Origin of the sequence: Enterobacteriaceae endosymbiont of Donacia semicuprea (genome assembly GCF_012570535.1) — a bacterium.
Classification (GTDB): domain Bacteria; phylum Pseudomonadota; class Gammaproteobacteria; order Enterobacterales; family Enterobacteriaceae.
The window spans coordinates 234,863-249,707 of the sequence record NZ_CP046210.1; the positions used below are offsets into that span (position 1 = coordinate 234,863).

Annotated in this window: 11 protein-coding genes; 1 reads left to right on the forward strand and 10 read right to left on the reverse strand. The window is 16.8% G+C overall.

Annotation, left to right across the window (positions count from 1 at the left end; all coding sequences use genetic code 11):
* Window positions 1-16: 16 nt before the first annotated feature.
* From dnaE to rpsB, 9 genes are all read right to left on the reverse strand, one after another.
* On the reverse strand, window positions 17-3,538 hold the full coding sequence (dnaE, locus tag GJT91_RS01100; RefSeq protein ID WP_168868417.1) for a DNA polymerase III subunit alpha: 3,522 nt from the start codon (window positions 3,536-3,538) through the stop codon (window positions 17-19).
* Window positions 3,539-3,581: 43 nt separating this feature from the next.
* Complete coding sequence (gene fabZ, locus GJT91_RS01105) at window positions 3,582-4,043, reverse strand: 3-hydroxyacyl-ACP dehydratase FabZ (RefSeq protein ID WP_168868418.1); 462 nt, start codon at window positions 4,041-4,043, stop codon at window positions 3,582-3,584.
* Window positions 4,044-4,109: 66 nt separating this feature from the next.
* A complete protein-coding gene (locus tag GJT91_RS01110; RefSeq protein WP_168868419.1) occupies window positions 4,110-4,634 on the reverse strand; it encodes an OmpH family outer membrane protein in 525 nt (174 codons plus the stop codon).
* Window positions 4,635-4,672: 38 nt separating this feature from the next.
* The gene (gene bamA, locus GJT91_RS01115; RefSeq protein WP_168868420.1) at window positions 4,673-7,141 is read right to left on the reverse strand and encodes an outer membrane protein assembly factor BamA; all 2,469 of its coding nucleotides are present in this window, start codon (window positions 7,139-7,141) and stop codon (window positions 4,673-4,675) included.
* Window positions 7,122-8,486, reverse strand: coding sequence for an RIP metalloprotease RseP (gene rseP, locus GJT91_RS01120; protein ID WP_168868421.1), 1,365 nt, complete (start codon window positions 8,484-8,486; stop codon window positions 7,122-7,124). Before rseP ends, bamA begins: the two co-directional genes overlap by 20 nt.
* Before the next feature lie 85 nt (window positions 8,487-8,571).
* Window positions 8,572-9,306: a polyprenyl diphosphate synthase gene (gene uppS, locus GJT91_RS01125; RefSeq protein ID WP_168868422.1), complete on the reverse strand. Its 735-nt coding sequence runs from the start codon at window positions 9,304-9,306 to the stop codon at window positions 8,572-8,574.
* Window positions 9,307-9,360: 54 nt separating this feature from the next.
* Window positions 9,361-9,915 (reverse strand): ribosome recycling factor, encoded by a 555-nt coding sequence (locus tag GJT91_RS01130; protein ID WP_168868423.1) that lies wholly within the window; start codon window positions 9,913-9,915, stop codon window positions 9,361-9,363.
* A 459-nt stretch (window positions 9,916-10,374) separates the two neighbouring features.
* Entirely contained in the window at window positions 10,375-11,184 is an 810-nt protein-coding gene (gene tsf, locus GJT91_RS01135) for a translation elongation factor Ts (protein ID WP_168868424.1), read from the reverse strand.
* Between the two features lie 6 nt (window positions 11,185-11,190).
* The gene (gene rpsB, locus GJT91_RS01140) at window positions 11,191-11,904 is read right to left on the reverse strand and encodes a 30S ribosomal protein S2 (RefSeq protein WP_425483092.1); all 714 of its coding nucleotides are present in this window, start codon (window positions 11,902-11,904) and stop codon (window positions 11,191-11,193) included.
* A 177-nt stretch (window positions 11,905-12,081) separates the two neighbouring features.
* On the opposite strand from rpsB, the gene map reads away from it, so the two are divergent.
* Window positions 12,082-12,870, forward strand: a complete 789-nt coding sequence (map, locus tag GJT91_RS01145) for a type I methionyl aminopeptidase (RefSeq protein ID WP_168868425.1) — start codon at window positions 12,082-12,084, stop codon at window positions 12,868-12,870.
* A gap of 67 nt (window positions 12,871-12,937) precedes the next feature.
* Here the strand turns inward: map and rpoD are convergent, their stop codons facing one another.
* The gene (gene rpoD, locus GJT91_RS01150; protein ID WP_168868426.1) at window positions 12,938-14,740 is read right to left on the reverse strand and encodes an RNA polymerase sigma factor RpoD; all 1,803 of its coding nucleotides are present in this window, start codon (window positions 14,738-14,740) and stop codon (window positions 12,938-12,940) included.
* Between the last annotated feature and the right edge of the window lie 105 nt (window positions 14,741-14,845).

Below are 14,845 nucleotides of genomic sequence, written 5' to 3' on the forward strand. Positions count from 1 at the left end.
AAAATATTTAATTGAGTTAATTAAATTCAAATTTAATATTATTATTATTATTATTATCTAGTAAATAAATAAATTTATTTTCATTAATTGAAATATAGTAAAATTTTTTAAAAAATATTTTTTTTTTTATACCAAAAAAATTAGAATAAAAATATATTTGTATTAAATTTTTATCATGATTTTTATCAAAAAAAATTAATTTTTTAAGATTTTTTAAAAAAGAATTTTTTTTTAAAAAAAAATCATTCATAAAAATAATATTTATACTATGTAAATATTTTTTTCTAGTTTCTTCAATATCTTTTATATGAAAAGCATCACATATAAATAATTTTTTAAAATTATTGAAATATATAATTCCACGTATTATTACAATATTATTTAATATAATTAAATTATTATTTAATTTATTTAATAATATATGTACTTCAATTATATTAGTACTGTCATCTAAATTAAAAATAAAAATTTTTTGTTTTTTTTTATTATAAGAATTACGAATATTACTTATTATACCTCCTATTGTTATAGGTAAATAAATATTTTTTTTATAATTCATAATTATATTATTAATACTTCTATTTTTAGTATAAAACATAATTTCTTTAAAATAAATATGTATTGGGTGACCTGTTAAATAAAATCCTAAAGTATTTTTTTCTTTTATTAAAATATTTTTTTTAGACCAAAAATAATTTATGTTATTATCAATAAATTTTTTATCTATTAATAATTTTTTATTATTTATATTAAAAAAATCTATTTGACCTGTTTTTTTTTCTTGTAAATATTTATTAGTTATTTTTATAATTTTTTCTAAATTATTTATTAAAATTCCTCTATTAAAATTAAAACAATCTAATGAACCAGAAGTTATTAGTACTTCTAAAATTCTTTTATTTATTTTTTTTAAATTTATTTTAATAAGAAAATCAGATATAGATTTAAAAAAATTATTTTTTTTTCTTATATTAATTATATTATATGCTTGTTGCTCACCAATTCCTTTTATTGCTCCTAGTCCATATATAATATTACCATATTTATCAACATTAAATTTATAGGAACTATTATTAATATTAGGAGGTAAAACATTAATTTTCATATTTTTACATTCAGATATTAAATTAATAGTTTTATTTATATTATCCATTTCCGATGTTAAAACAGCCGCCATAAATTCTGAAGGATAATAAAATTTTAACCACAAAGTTTGGTAAGATATTAAAGCATATCCAGCAGAATGAGATTTATTAAATCCATATGAAGAAAATTTTTCTAAATAATCAAATATTTTCATAGATAAAATATTATTAATTTTTAATTTTTGAGAACCTTGTAAAAAACGTTTTCTTTGTTTTGACATTTTTTCATGTTGTTTTTTACTTATTACTCTTCTTAAAATATCAGCTTCACCTAAACTATATCCTGCTAATATTTGTGCTATTTTCATAACCTGTTCTTGATATAAAATAATTCCATATGTAGATTTTAATATTGGTTTTAATTTTTTATGTTGCCAATTTATATCAGGATATGATATTACTTCTTTTCCATTTTTTCGATTAATAAAATTTTCAACCATTCCTGATTGTAATGGTCCAGGACGAAATAAAGCTAATAAAGCAATTAAATCTTCAAAATTATCTGGTTTTAATTGTTTTATTAACTTCTTAATACCTTCAGATTCTAATTGAAATATACCCGTAGTTTTAGCAGTTTTTAAAAAATTAAAAATTTTTTTATCATCTAAATTAATATTATTAATATCTATTAATTTTTTTTTTTTTTCAAATCTTTTTTTATTAATTATATTTAATGAATAATTAATAACAGTTAAAGTTCTTAATCCTAAAAAATCAAATTTTACTAAACCAATATCTTCTATATCATTTTTATCAAATTGAGTAACTATATTTTTTCCATTATCATCACAATATATTGTCGTATATTTTGTAATATTATCTGGAGATATAACAACTCCACCTGCATGTTTACCAACATTTCTTATTGTTCCTTCTAATTTAAGAGAAGTATTTACTAATTCTTTAATATTAATATCAGATTTATATAAATCATGTAATTTTTTATTATTTATAAATGCCTTTTTTAAACTTATTTTAACATCTAAAGGTATTAGTTTTGAAATACGATTAAGAAAATCGTACGGATATCCTAGTACTCTACCAACATCTTTTATTACAGATTTTGCAGTCATAGTTCCAAATGTTATAATTTGGGATACTGATGTATTTCCATATATTTCTCTTACATGATTAATAACTAAATCACGTTTTTCCATACAAAAATCAATATCAAAATCTGGTAATGAAATTCTTTCAATATTTAAAAACCTTTCAAAAATTAGATCAAATTTTATTGGATCTAAATTTGTAATATTTAAAACATAAGCAACTAATGAACCAGCACCAGATCCTCTTGCAGGTCCAACAGGTATATTATTTTTTTTTGCCCATTGAACAAATTCCATAACTATAAGAAAATAACTAGGAAAACCCATTTTATTAATAATATCTAATTCTAGATCTAATCTTTTTTTATATTTTATTTTTTGTATTTTGAATAAATCAGAGTTTTTATATAAAATTTTTAATTTTTTTGTTAAACCTATATAAGATTTTTTGATAAGATAATTCTGTGGTGTTATATTTTTTATTATTGAATAATTAGGTAAAAAATATTTTCCTAAAGATAAAAAAACATTACATCTTTTAGCAATTTCTACACTATTATTTAGTGCTTCAGGTATATCTTTAAATAAAATATACATTTCTTTTTGACTTTTTAAAAATTGTTCTTTACTATAATTAGATTTTTTTTTACTTTCATTTAAAGTATAACTTTTATTTATTGCTACACGAATTTCATGTGCATAAAAATCTTGTTTGTTTAAAAAACGTACGTTATTAGTAGCAACAACTGGTATAGAAAAATAATTTGCAAATTTAAGAATTAAATTTATATAATTTTCTTCATATATATGATTAGTACGATTTAATTCAAAATAAAAACGATTATAAAAATATTTTTTATAAAAAAAAATTATTTTTTCTACTAAAAAAAAATTTTTTTGTAAAATATTTTTACCTATATCTCCATTTATTCCACCTGATAATATAATTAATCCTTTATTATACTTTTTAAGTAGATCATAAGTTATTATAGGTCCAATTTGGCTATTGTAACCATTTTTATAAGTGTCAAAAATTAGTAATTTTAAATTTTGATAACCTATATTATTCATTATTAATATTGTTAATTTTGAATATTGATTACTATTATTTAAATTAAATAAATTTTTAATTTTAAAATCTGCTCCAATAATAGCTTTTAAACCAAAATTATGAGCATATTTATAAAATTTTATTAAACCAAAAATATTACTAAAATCTGTGATAGCTATTGCTGGCATATTTAATAGTGAAACTTTTTCTACAAGTTGTTCTATTTTTGCTAATCCATCTTGTATCGAATAATCACTATGTACATTTAAATGAATAAATTCTGGATAATTCATATTATATATAAAATTTCTTAAATTTGATAAAAATCGAAAATTTTTATTTTAAAACTCTCATACAAGTAATTGTTGCTTGACAAATAATTTTATTATTTATTTTAGCTATACTATAAAAACTTATAAAAGATTTTTTTTTTTTTTCTATAATACTATTAATTAGTATTTGATCTCCTGGAAAAGCAGGTTTTTTAAAACGCGCATTATCAATACCTGTTAAATAACAGATTTCTTTATTTTTTATATTTTTTTGATTAATACTTTTATATAAAAGAATATTTGTAGTTTGTATCATAGATTCTAATAATAATACTCCAGGATAAATAGGTGTTTTTGGAAAATGTCCTTGAAAATAAGGTTCATTTATAGAAATATTTTTTATAGCATTTAAAAATTTAAATTTTTTAAATGCTATAACTTTATCAATTAAAATAAATGGATATCTATGAGGTAGCATATACAAAATTTCATTAATATTTATTACAGAACAATTTTTATTATTCAAAATAATTTTTCTTTATAATAAAATATAAAATTTTAAAATAATTATTTTATAATTAATTTTATTATTTTACATTATTAACAATATATTTATTTGTTTATTTGCTAATTCTATAACATCATTTGTTATATCTTTAACATTTTTTACATATGATAAAAAAGAAACATCTATAATTATATTATAATGTCCTTTTTCTGCAACAATATTAATTAATTTATTAATAAAAAATAATATTTTGTTACGTGCTCTATTTTGTTTTTGATTATTTTTTATTTTAAAACTTTTTATTTTTTTAAATAATAATTTTTTTTCATATATTATTTCTCTTTCTATTTTTTTTTTTAATTTTTTTGATAAATTTTTATTTTTTAATTTTTTTATTTTATTTTTTAATAATATTTCCATTTTTTTAATTTTTTTAATTTCTAAATCAAATTCCTTTTTTAATTCCTTAGATATTTTTTCTTTTTGAGGTATAGTTTGAAAAATTTTTGCAAGATTTATAATAGCTATTTTAGGGCAACAAAAAACTTTATTACATGGTATAACTAAAATTAATATTAATAATATTATAGTTTTTAAATAATATTTCATTTTATTTAAACCTTTTATTAAATTTAAAATATAAAAAATTACCAGATTTTTGAAATACTAAATTGAAAAAATTCAATCTTATCTGTTTTTTCCATTTTTAATGGATATGCATAAGATAAAGTAATTTTTCCAAATCGAGAATACCATTTTAAAGAAAAACCAATTGATGCTTTAATTTTTGTAAAAGTACTAAATTTTGGAATTTTATATAATTTAGATAAATAATCATTTTTCCATGAAGTATCTACTAAATTACCTATATCTAAAAATATAGAAGATTTTATTTCTTTTTTATACTTATCTTTTATAAAAGGAACAGGCATAATTAATTCATTATTTATATTAATTAAAAAATTACCTCCAATTGAATTATCCGATAAACAAATAGTTTTTTTATTATTACAATAATGTTCCTTTGAGGAATAATATACTGCTTTTGGTCCAATACTATTATTTTTAAACCCTCTAATTGAATTAGCCCCTCCTAATAAAAAATTTTTATAAAAAGGATATTCTCCAAAAAAACTATTTCCATAACCAATATTACTTTTAAATAAAAATACTAAAGAATTATGTAAAAATTTTAAATTTAAAGGAAAATATTGTAAATAATTAAAATCAATTTTATAATTTCCAGTATTAATATACACTGGTGCAGTAAAATCTGTATCAATAGAAATTAAGTTTCCATTAAATGGAAATTGAAAATTATTTAAATTATTATGAAAAAATGAATATTGAATAATAAATTCATCTAATAAATAATGTTTATATAATTTATTATATTTTTTATATCCTATACTTTTAAAATAACGCCATAAAGATATTTGTGGTTTAATATTATTAATTTGATTTTTTATAAATCCAAAATTACTTTCTAGAAAAATATTATTATTTATAGGAAATTTTATTATTCCAATTATTCCTTTATTTTTATTGATATAATCATAAAAAAAATTATTATTTTCTTTAAGTTTATTTATAAATATTTTTATACCAATATTAACTTGATTTAAAAAAACATTATTTTTCATTACAAAAAATTCTAAATAATAATGATAAAAATCCTTATTAAAATTAATATCTACATCATAACCAGTACCTATAAAATTATTTTGTTTTATGTTAGTATCTAATGATAATGATCCACCCATCCCCATTCCTAAATTAGTATTTAAAAAACCTATATTTTTTTCCTTAACTTTAAATATGATATCTATTGTGTTTGCTAAATCATGATTTTTATGTAAAAAAATTTCAACTTTATCAAAATAACCCAATGAATATAATTTTTTTTGTGTTTTTTTTAAAAGTTCAACATTAATATAAGTTCCTTCCATCTGTAATACTTGATTCCTTAATATATAATCATGAGTAAAATTATTTCCTAAAAAATCTATTTTTCTTACATAAAATTTTTTTTGTGTTTTAATATCAAAAATTAAATCTATTGTATTATTTTTATTGTTAAATATTTTTTTTATTTTAATTTTATTATTTAAAAATCCATGATTGTTCATAAATTGTTTAATTTTATATCTTGATTGTATCACTACACTATTATTATAAATATTTCCAGGAGTAATATTAATTATATTTTTTATATTTTTATAATATTTTTTTTTATTTATATTTAAAATAATTTTTTTATAAAAAAATTTTTTATTTTCTTGAATTGTGATTATTAAATTTAGTTTTTTTTTATTAAATGATAAATATTGAGTAATATTTTTAATTTTAAAATTTATATATCCTCTATTAAAATAAAAATTTTTTAATTTAATTAAAATATCAATAATAAAATTAATTTGATATGTTTCTTTTTTAAAAAAGAAATGATTATTTATTTTTAAATAATTTAATAAAAAATTAGTTGTATAATTATTATTTCCTATAATATTTATTTCATTTATTTTTGTAATATCATGTTCTTTAAATAAAATTTGAATATTTGCTCTATTATTTATATCTGTTGTAATTTTAATTTTAACTTTAGAAGTAAACATACCATTTTTTAAAAATACATATTCAATATTTTTTTTAAAATAAAATAATAGAACATTATTTAATATTTCTCCTTTTTTTATGTTAAATTTCTTTAATAATAAATTTATAAAATTATTATAAATAATTTTATTACCTTTAATAAGAATATTATTAATAATAGGTTTTTCTAAAATTTTGATAAAAATTAAATTTTTATATCTAAAAATATCAATATTATTAAACATATTAGTAAGAAATAATGTATTCATAATATTAGATATATCTTTTTCAGACATACATTTTTTTTTATATGAATTTATATTAGTAATAAAATTTTTTAATTTTATTTTATTAATACCAAAAAATATTATTTTATTAATACAATATAAATCTTTTTTTTTTTTTATATTATAATCATAAGAAATAATATTTGTATTTAAAATAAGTATAAATATAAATAAATATTTATAATATTGATTTATTTTTAAAAAAAATTTTTTTTTAAAATTGTTTAATATCATTTATTAATGTAATCCCCATAATAATAATTAAGATAATAATACTAATATTATATATTAATTGTTTAATTTTATATGATAATTTTTTACTTGTAATTTTTTCAAAAAATAAAAGAAGTAATTGTCCTCCATCTAATATAGGAAAAGGAAATAAATTAATAATACTTAAATTAATATTTATTAAAGCTAAAAACATAAAATAATAAATAAAATTATTACGAACTAATTTCCCAGCAATATAACCTATAGAAATAGGACCATTTAATTTATAAATATTATTTTTATTATAAAAAAAATTTATAAAAGAATTTAAAATTATATTAATTAAATTTAAATTTTTATTTAAAGATTTTTTTAATGCTTCAAAAAAATTATATTTACATATAATTTTTGATGTATCTTTTATACTAATTATTTCTGGTAAAAATCCTAAAAAATTTTTATTTTTAGATTTTATAATAATAGGTAAAATACTAAAATTTATCTTTTTTTTATTTCTTTTAATACTAAAATGTATAATTTTATTATGATTTTGATAAAGAAATTTTTGAAAATTATACCAATTTGTAAATTTTTTTTCTTCTATGTTTATAATTTTATCACCAATATGTAATTTTAATTTTTCTGCTATAGATCCAGGTATAATATAACTAATATTAGGATTAATTTTTAATTCTTTAGGTATAATTCCTAATATAAATATTAAATTTTTTTCTTTTAAAAATTTAATAGATTTTTTGTAAATATTTAATGTTTTTTTGATTATAATATTTGAATTTATTTTATTAATTTCTAAATATATTTTTTTATTGTTATTTATATTTTTAATTAATTCTATATTAAAAATATTCCAATTAGAAATATTAACATTATTAATTTTTTTAATTTCTAAATTTGATTTTAATCCAATATTATTAGCTATTGAAGCATAATTAATTTCATTAATAATAGTTTTTTTTATAGGAAATCCTATAAAAAAAATAATCCAGTAAATTACTATTGCAAAAATAATATTTGCAATTGGTCCTCCTAAAATAATTAAAATTTTTTTTAAAAAATTTAACTGATTAAAAAATAAAAATTTATATTTTTTGAAATTATATTTAATATTATCTTTTTCTATAAAATCAGGCATTTTAACATAACCACCTAATGGAATTAATCTTAAAATATAATTAGTTCCATATTTATCACGATATTCAAAAATTTTTTTACCGAAACCTAATGAAAAACATTCTACATATGTATTAAAAAATCTTGCTGTACAAAAATGTCCATATTCATGCACTATAATTAAACTACTTATAGTAATAATAAATACTATTATAGTATATAAAATACTAAACAAAATTTTAACTCCTGAAATTAATATTTAATTAAATTATATTATATTTTAAAATAAAATATTTATATTTTTTTTAAAATTTATCAATTTAATCACCACCAAAACGACGATTTCTTTTTACAAAAGATTTTATTGCTTTTTTAAAATCTTGTTTATTAAATTCAGGCCATAATTTTTTTGTAAAATATAATTCTGAATATGCAATTTGCCAAATTAGAAAATTACTAATACGATATTCACCTCCTGTTCTTATTACTAAATCTATAGGAAAAATATTATTTAAACAAATATAATTATTTATTATATTTTCGTTAATATCTTTAATATTTAATAATCCTTTATTTATATTTAAAAAAATTTTTTTAACACTATTAGTAATATCCCAACGACCACCATAATTTGCTGCTATATTTAATAATAATTTATTATTTTTTCTAGTTATAGATTCCGCTTTAGCGATTGATTTTTGCAATGAAATATTAAATTCTTTTGTATTACCAATTATTTTAAGACGTATATTTTTTTTTTTTAAATTTATTGTCTCAATATCTAAAATTTCTTGAAATAAATTCATTAAAAATTTAACTTCATTACTAGATCTTTTCCAATTTTCACTGCTAAAAGCATATAATGTTAATGCTTTTATTTTATATTTTAAAGAAAATCCAATTATTTTTTTTACAGTTTTAACACCTTCTTTATGTCCTAAAAATTTTACTTTTTTATTTTTTTTTGCCCATCTTCTATTACCATCCATAATAATAGCTATATGTTTTGGATAATTAATATTATTATTTTTTATATTTAATTTATTAATTTTCATTTTTATTCTAAAACATAAATATCATTATATAATGATTTATCAAAAATAAATATTTTATTTTAAAAGTTCTTTTTCTTTTTTTTTTACAAATTTTTTTATTTTATTTGTAAATAATATAGTTTGTTTTTGTATATAATTATATAATTTTTTTTCTTGATTTTCGTCTATTTTTTTTTCTTTTAAAAAAATTTTGATTTTATTATTTGATTTTCTACGTATATTACGAATATAAATTCTATTTAATTCAGCTTCTATTTTAATATTTTTTAATATTTTTCTTTTTTTAGTTTCAGTAATAGGAGAAATATAAACATAAATATTATTATTAATTATTTTAGTAGTTACATCTAAGTTAGAAAGAGCAATACTTTTTTCTATATTTTTTATTATTTTTAAATCAAAAGGAGTTATTTTCAGAGTAAAAGAATTTTCTACTACTATAGAAGATATGTAATTAATTAATATTAATTTATTATCTAATTTTATAGATATATTATTCAATAAATAAGGAGATAATCTATTTTGAGACATTAAAGTAATTTTATTTATAAATGAATTTAAACATTTTTCCATATTTTTTTTATTATTATTAATAATATCACTATGCATATAATAATTACCTTTATTTAAAAAATTAATTATTTAAAATTATTTTCAAATAATTTTTTATTAATATTATATAAATAAAATTAATTTTTTTTAATATAAAAATATATATATTATAAATATATTTTTAAAAAAATATTATTTATAATTTATTTTTATAATATAACTATATTCTAATAAATTAAAAAATTAAATATTTTAATATTTATTATACAAAAAATATTTTATTTTAATATTTAAAATAAATATTAAAAAAATTATTAAATTTTTATATTATCTATTTACTTTATCTTATAATATATTCTATATAATTTTTATTTATTATATAATAATATAGTTTATATATTTTTATATAAATAAAATTTAACTTTATAAAAATTTATAATTATAGGTAATTTTTTTAATTTTATTAAATTTATTGATAATATTTAAATAAAAAATATTAATTAAATTATGCTTAAATTAATTTTTAATTATATTTGATCCTAATTCAAAACATATAAATTTTAAAATTTTCATATTATTTTCATTTAAATATTTTTTAACAGTTTTATTATTGTCTAATAAGAATTTTTGATTATATAAAGTAATATTATTTATAAATTTTTTTACACGACCTTCAACTATCTTATCTATAATTATTTGAGGTTTATTTGTTTTTATTATAATATTTTTTTGTATTTTATATTCATGATCAATAATATCTATTGGAATATCTTGTGTATTAATATAATCTGGTTTTAGCATAGCAATATGCATAGCAATTTGTTTCATTAATAATTTATTATTTATATTTGATTGAATTATAACTCCAAGACGTTTGTTATGATGTATATATTTACCGATAAATTCTCCTTTAATAAAACCAAGACGATTAATAAATATATTTTCTTTTAATAATCCTATTAATTCCATTCTCTTTTTATTAAAAATTTTTCGTATTATATTTATATCTGTTTGTTTATTTTGAGTAATGTATTTTATTATATCTTTCGTAAAATTTATAACTTTTTTTGATTTTGTAATAAAATCTGTTTGACAATTTATTTCTAATAATATACCAAAATCTTTTGTTACATAATCTGTAATTAATCCTTCTTTTGTTATATTTTTTAATTTTTTAATAGATTGTAATTTTAAATATTTTCTTATGTAATCAATAGCAAGATTTAAATCTTGTTTGGTTTTTATTAATGCTTTTTTACATTCTGTAATTCCAGCTCCAGTAATATCTCTTAGTTCCTTAATTTTTTTTATATTAATTTTCAACATAATCTCCTAATTAATTTTATTTTCTAATTTATAAGTACTATTGTCTTTTTTATTATTTAAAATAGTTTTAGTAACATAATATAAATATAATTTTATGGCACGAATAGCATCATCATTTGCAGGTATAACAAAATTAATATCATCTGGATCAGAATTTGTATCAACAATAGCAAATATAGGAATATTTAATTTTTTAGCTTCCCTAATAGCAATTTTTTCATAATTTGCATCTATTACGAATATTGCATCGGGTAATCCTCCCATATTTTTTATACCTCCTAAACTTTTTTCTAATTTTAGTAATTCTCTATTACGTGTTAATGCTTCTTTTTTTATTAATTGTTTAAAAGTTCCATCCTTACTCTGTAATTCTAATTCTTTTAATCTTTTAATAGATTGTTTAACAGTTTTCCAATTTGTTAACATTCCTCCTAACCAACGATAATTTACAAAAAATTGACCACAATTATTAGCTGTTTCTTTAATTAAATCAGAAGCAGCTTTTTTTGTACCAATAAATAAAATCTTACCTTTATGAAAACTTATTTTTTTTAATTCCATTAAAGCATTATTAAACATAAGAATAGTTTTATCCAAATTAATAATATGTATTTTATTTTTATTATAAAAAATAAATTTTTTCATTTTTGGATTCCAATAACGTGTTTGATGTCCAAAATGTGCACCTACTTTAAACATTTTATTAATAGATATAGACATTATTTATTATCCTTTTTTATATATTATTAAATAATATTATATAATAATAATTTATACAAAAAATTATTTAATTCATAATATTCTTATTTTAAATTTTAATTTTATTAAACTTAATTAGTTATAATATAATGTTTAATATTATACAATTAATAACCATTAACTATGTAAAATTAAATAATGAAAATATTAATTAAAAATTCTGAAGAGATAAAAAAAATTCATAAGTCTTGTAAATTAGCCGCAGAAGTTTTAGAAATGATTGAAAATTATATAAAACCTGGTATAAGTACAGAAGAAATAAATATTATATGTCATGATTATATTACTAAAGTTCAAAAAGCTATACCAGCTACTTTAGGTTATAAAGGATTCCCAAAATCTGTATGTATTTCTAAAAATGATATTGTATGCCATGGTATTTCAAGTAAAGATGATATTTTAAAAAATGGTGATATTATTAATATAGATGTAACAATCTTATATAATAATTATTATGGTGATACATCTAAAATGTTTTTTGTAGGTAATAAAATTTCTTTAAAATCTAAGTTATTATGTTTAATTGCTCAAAAAAGCTTATATAAAGCTATTAATATTTTAAAACCTGGTCTTAGATTACATAAAATAGGACAAATTATTCAAAAATATGTAGAATCAAAAAGTTTTTCTGTTGTAAAAAATTATTGTGGACATGGTATAGGTAAAAATTTTCATGAAGATCCTCAAATTTTACATTATAATTCACATGATTATGGTATAATTTTAAAACCTGGTATGATTTTTACTATTGAACCAATGATAAATATAGGAAAACATAATGTTTATTTAACAAATGATAAATGGACAGTTAAAACTCAAGACAAAACTAATTCAGCTCAATATGAGCATACTATACTTATTAACAAATCAGGTAGTGAAATTTTAACTATTAGGAAAGAAGAAAAATTAATTTTATTAAAAAAATAAATTTGATATAATCAAGTAGTTAATTTTTAATTACTTGATTATATTAAAATTTATAAAAAAAATTTTTTTAATTATCTAAAAAACTTTTTAAAATTTCAGATCTACTAGGATGACGTAATTTTCTTAATGCTTTAGCTTCTATTTGTCTAATTCTTTCTCGAGTTACATCAAATTGTTTACCAACTTCTTCTAAAGTATGATCAGAATTCATATCTATTCCAAATCTCATTCTTAAAACTTTAGCTTCTCTTGGAGTTAAACTAGACAAAATATTATATGTTGCTACTTTTAAACTTTCTGATGTTGCTGCATCTAATGGTAATTCTGAAGTATTATCCTCTATAAAATCACTTAAATGTGATTCTTCATCATCTCCTATAGGAGTTTCCATAGAAATTGGTTCTTTAGCTATTTTTAATACTTTTCTAATTTTTTCTTCTGGTAACATCATATGTTCGGATAATTCTTCTGGAGTAGGTTCTCTTCCTAATTCTTGTAATATTTTTCTAGAAATTCTATTAAGTTTATTTATAGTTTCAATCATGTGTACAGGTATTCTTATTGTTCTAGCTTGATCAGCAATAGATCTTGTAATAGCTTGTCTAATCCACCATGTGGCATATGTAGAAAATTTATATCCTCTTCTATATTCAAATTTATCTACTGCTTTCATTAAACCAATATTTCCTTCTTGAATTAAATCAAGAAACTGTAATCCTCTATTTGTATATTTTTTAGCTATTGATATAACTAATCTTAAATTAGCCTCAATCATTTCTTTTTTAGCTTTTTTAGCTTTTATTTCACCTGTAGTAATTTTTTTATTAATATTTCTAATTTTTTTAATTGTTAAACCAGTTTCTTTTTCAATATTTATTAAATTTTTAAAGTGATTTTTTAATTTATTAAAAAATATATTTATATCATATGTATTAAATTTATTTTTTAATTTATATTTTTTTAAAGATTTAAAAAAATATTCTTTATTAATTTCTTTTTCATAAAAAATTTTAATAAATTCTTTTTTTAAAATATTATATTTTTGAATACACATATTCATAATATTTTTTTCTTCTATATGTATACGAAACATTATAGAACGCATATTATTTACTAAATAATTAAATTCTTTAGAAACCAAACGAAATTGTTTAAAAATTATTGAAAGATTTTTAATTTTATTTAATGATTGATAATGATTTATACCTTTTTTCTTTATAAAAATTAATGTTATATCATGTTGTTTTTGTAATTCTAAAAATTTTTCTTCAGCTAATTCATAATCTATAATATTTTCATTATTTTCTGTTTGGTTATTAGATAATTTTTTATTTACGGATGAAGATATTAAAATATTTTTTTTATTTTTATTATGTATAAAACCATGAATTAAATCTGATAAACGAATATCTCCAGATTTAACTTTATTATATTGTTGTAATAAATATTTTATTGACTTAGGATATTCTGCTATTGAACATTGTACTTGATTTATTCCTTCTTCTATACGTTTAGCTATATTAATTTCTCCTTCTCTTGTTAATAATTCTACTGTTCCCATTTCACGCATATATATTCGTACTGGATCTGTTGTTCTACCCATTTCTGATTCTACATTAGATAATACTTGTACTGCTTCTTCTTCTACTTCATCTGTATGATTATTATTTAATATTAAATCATCATTATCTGGCGTTTTTTCCATGACTGGAATACCCATATCATTTATCATTTGAATAATATCTTTAATTTGATTAGAACTAATGATATTATCAGGTAAATGATCATTAACTTCTGAATAAGTCAAATAACCCTGTTCTTTTCCACGTGTTACAAGTAATTTAAATTGTAATTTTGAGTTATGATCCATAAATAGTTCCATAATTTTATTTATTACTTTCATAAATTTTTATAAAATTAGTTAATAAAATATACTAATATTTAATTAAATATATTATTTATATATATTAATTAT

Bases quoted from the DNA above. Each gene is read 5' to 3' on its own strand.
- dnaE (WP_168868417.1), bottom strand. From the start codon at position 3,538: ATGAATTATCCAGAATTTATTCATTTAAATGTACATAGTGATTATTCG.
- GJT91_RS01110 (WP_168868419.1), bottom strand. From the start codon at position 4,634: ATGAAATATTATTTAAAAACTATAATATTATTAATATTAATTTTAGTT.
- uppS (WP_168868422.1), bottom strand. From the start codon at position 9,306: ATGAAAATTAATAAATTAAATATAAAAAATAATAATATTAATTATCCA.
- GJT91_RS01130 (WP_168868423.1), bottom strand. From the start codon at position 9,915: ATGCATAGTGATATTATTAATAATAATAAAAAAAATATGGAAAAATGT.
- bamA (WP_168868420.1), bottom strand. From the start codon at position 7,141: ATGATATTAAACAATTTTAAAAAAAAATTTTTTTTAAAAATAAATCAA.
- map (WP_168868425.1), top strand. From the start codon at position 12,082: ATGAAAATATTAATTAAAAATTCTGAAGAGATAAAAAAAATTCATAAG.
- rpsB (WP_425483092.1), bottom strand. From the start codon at position 11,904: ATGTCTATATCTATTAATAAAATGTTTAAAGTAGGTGCACATTTTGGA.
- tsf (WP_168868424.1), bottom strand. From the start codon at position 11,184: ATGTTGAAAATTAATATAAAAAAAATTAAGGAACTAAGAGATATTACT.
- rpoD (WP_168868426.1), bottom strand. From the start codon at position 14,740: ATGGATCATAACTCAAAATTACAATTTAAATTACTTGTAACACGTGGA.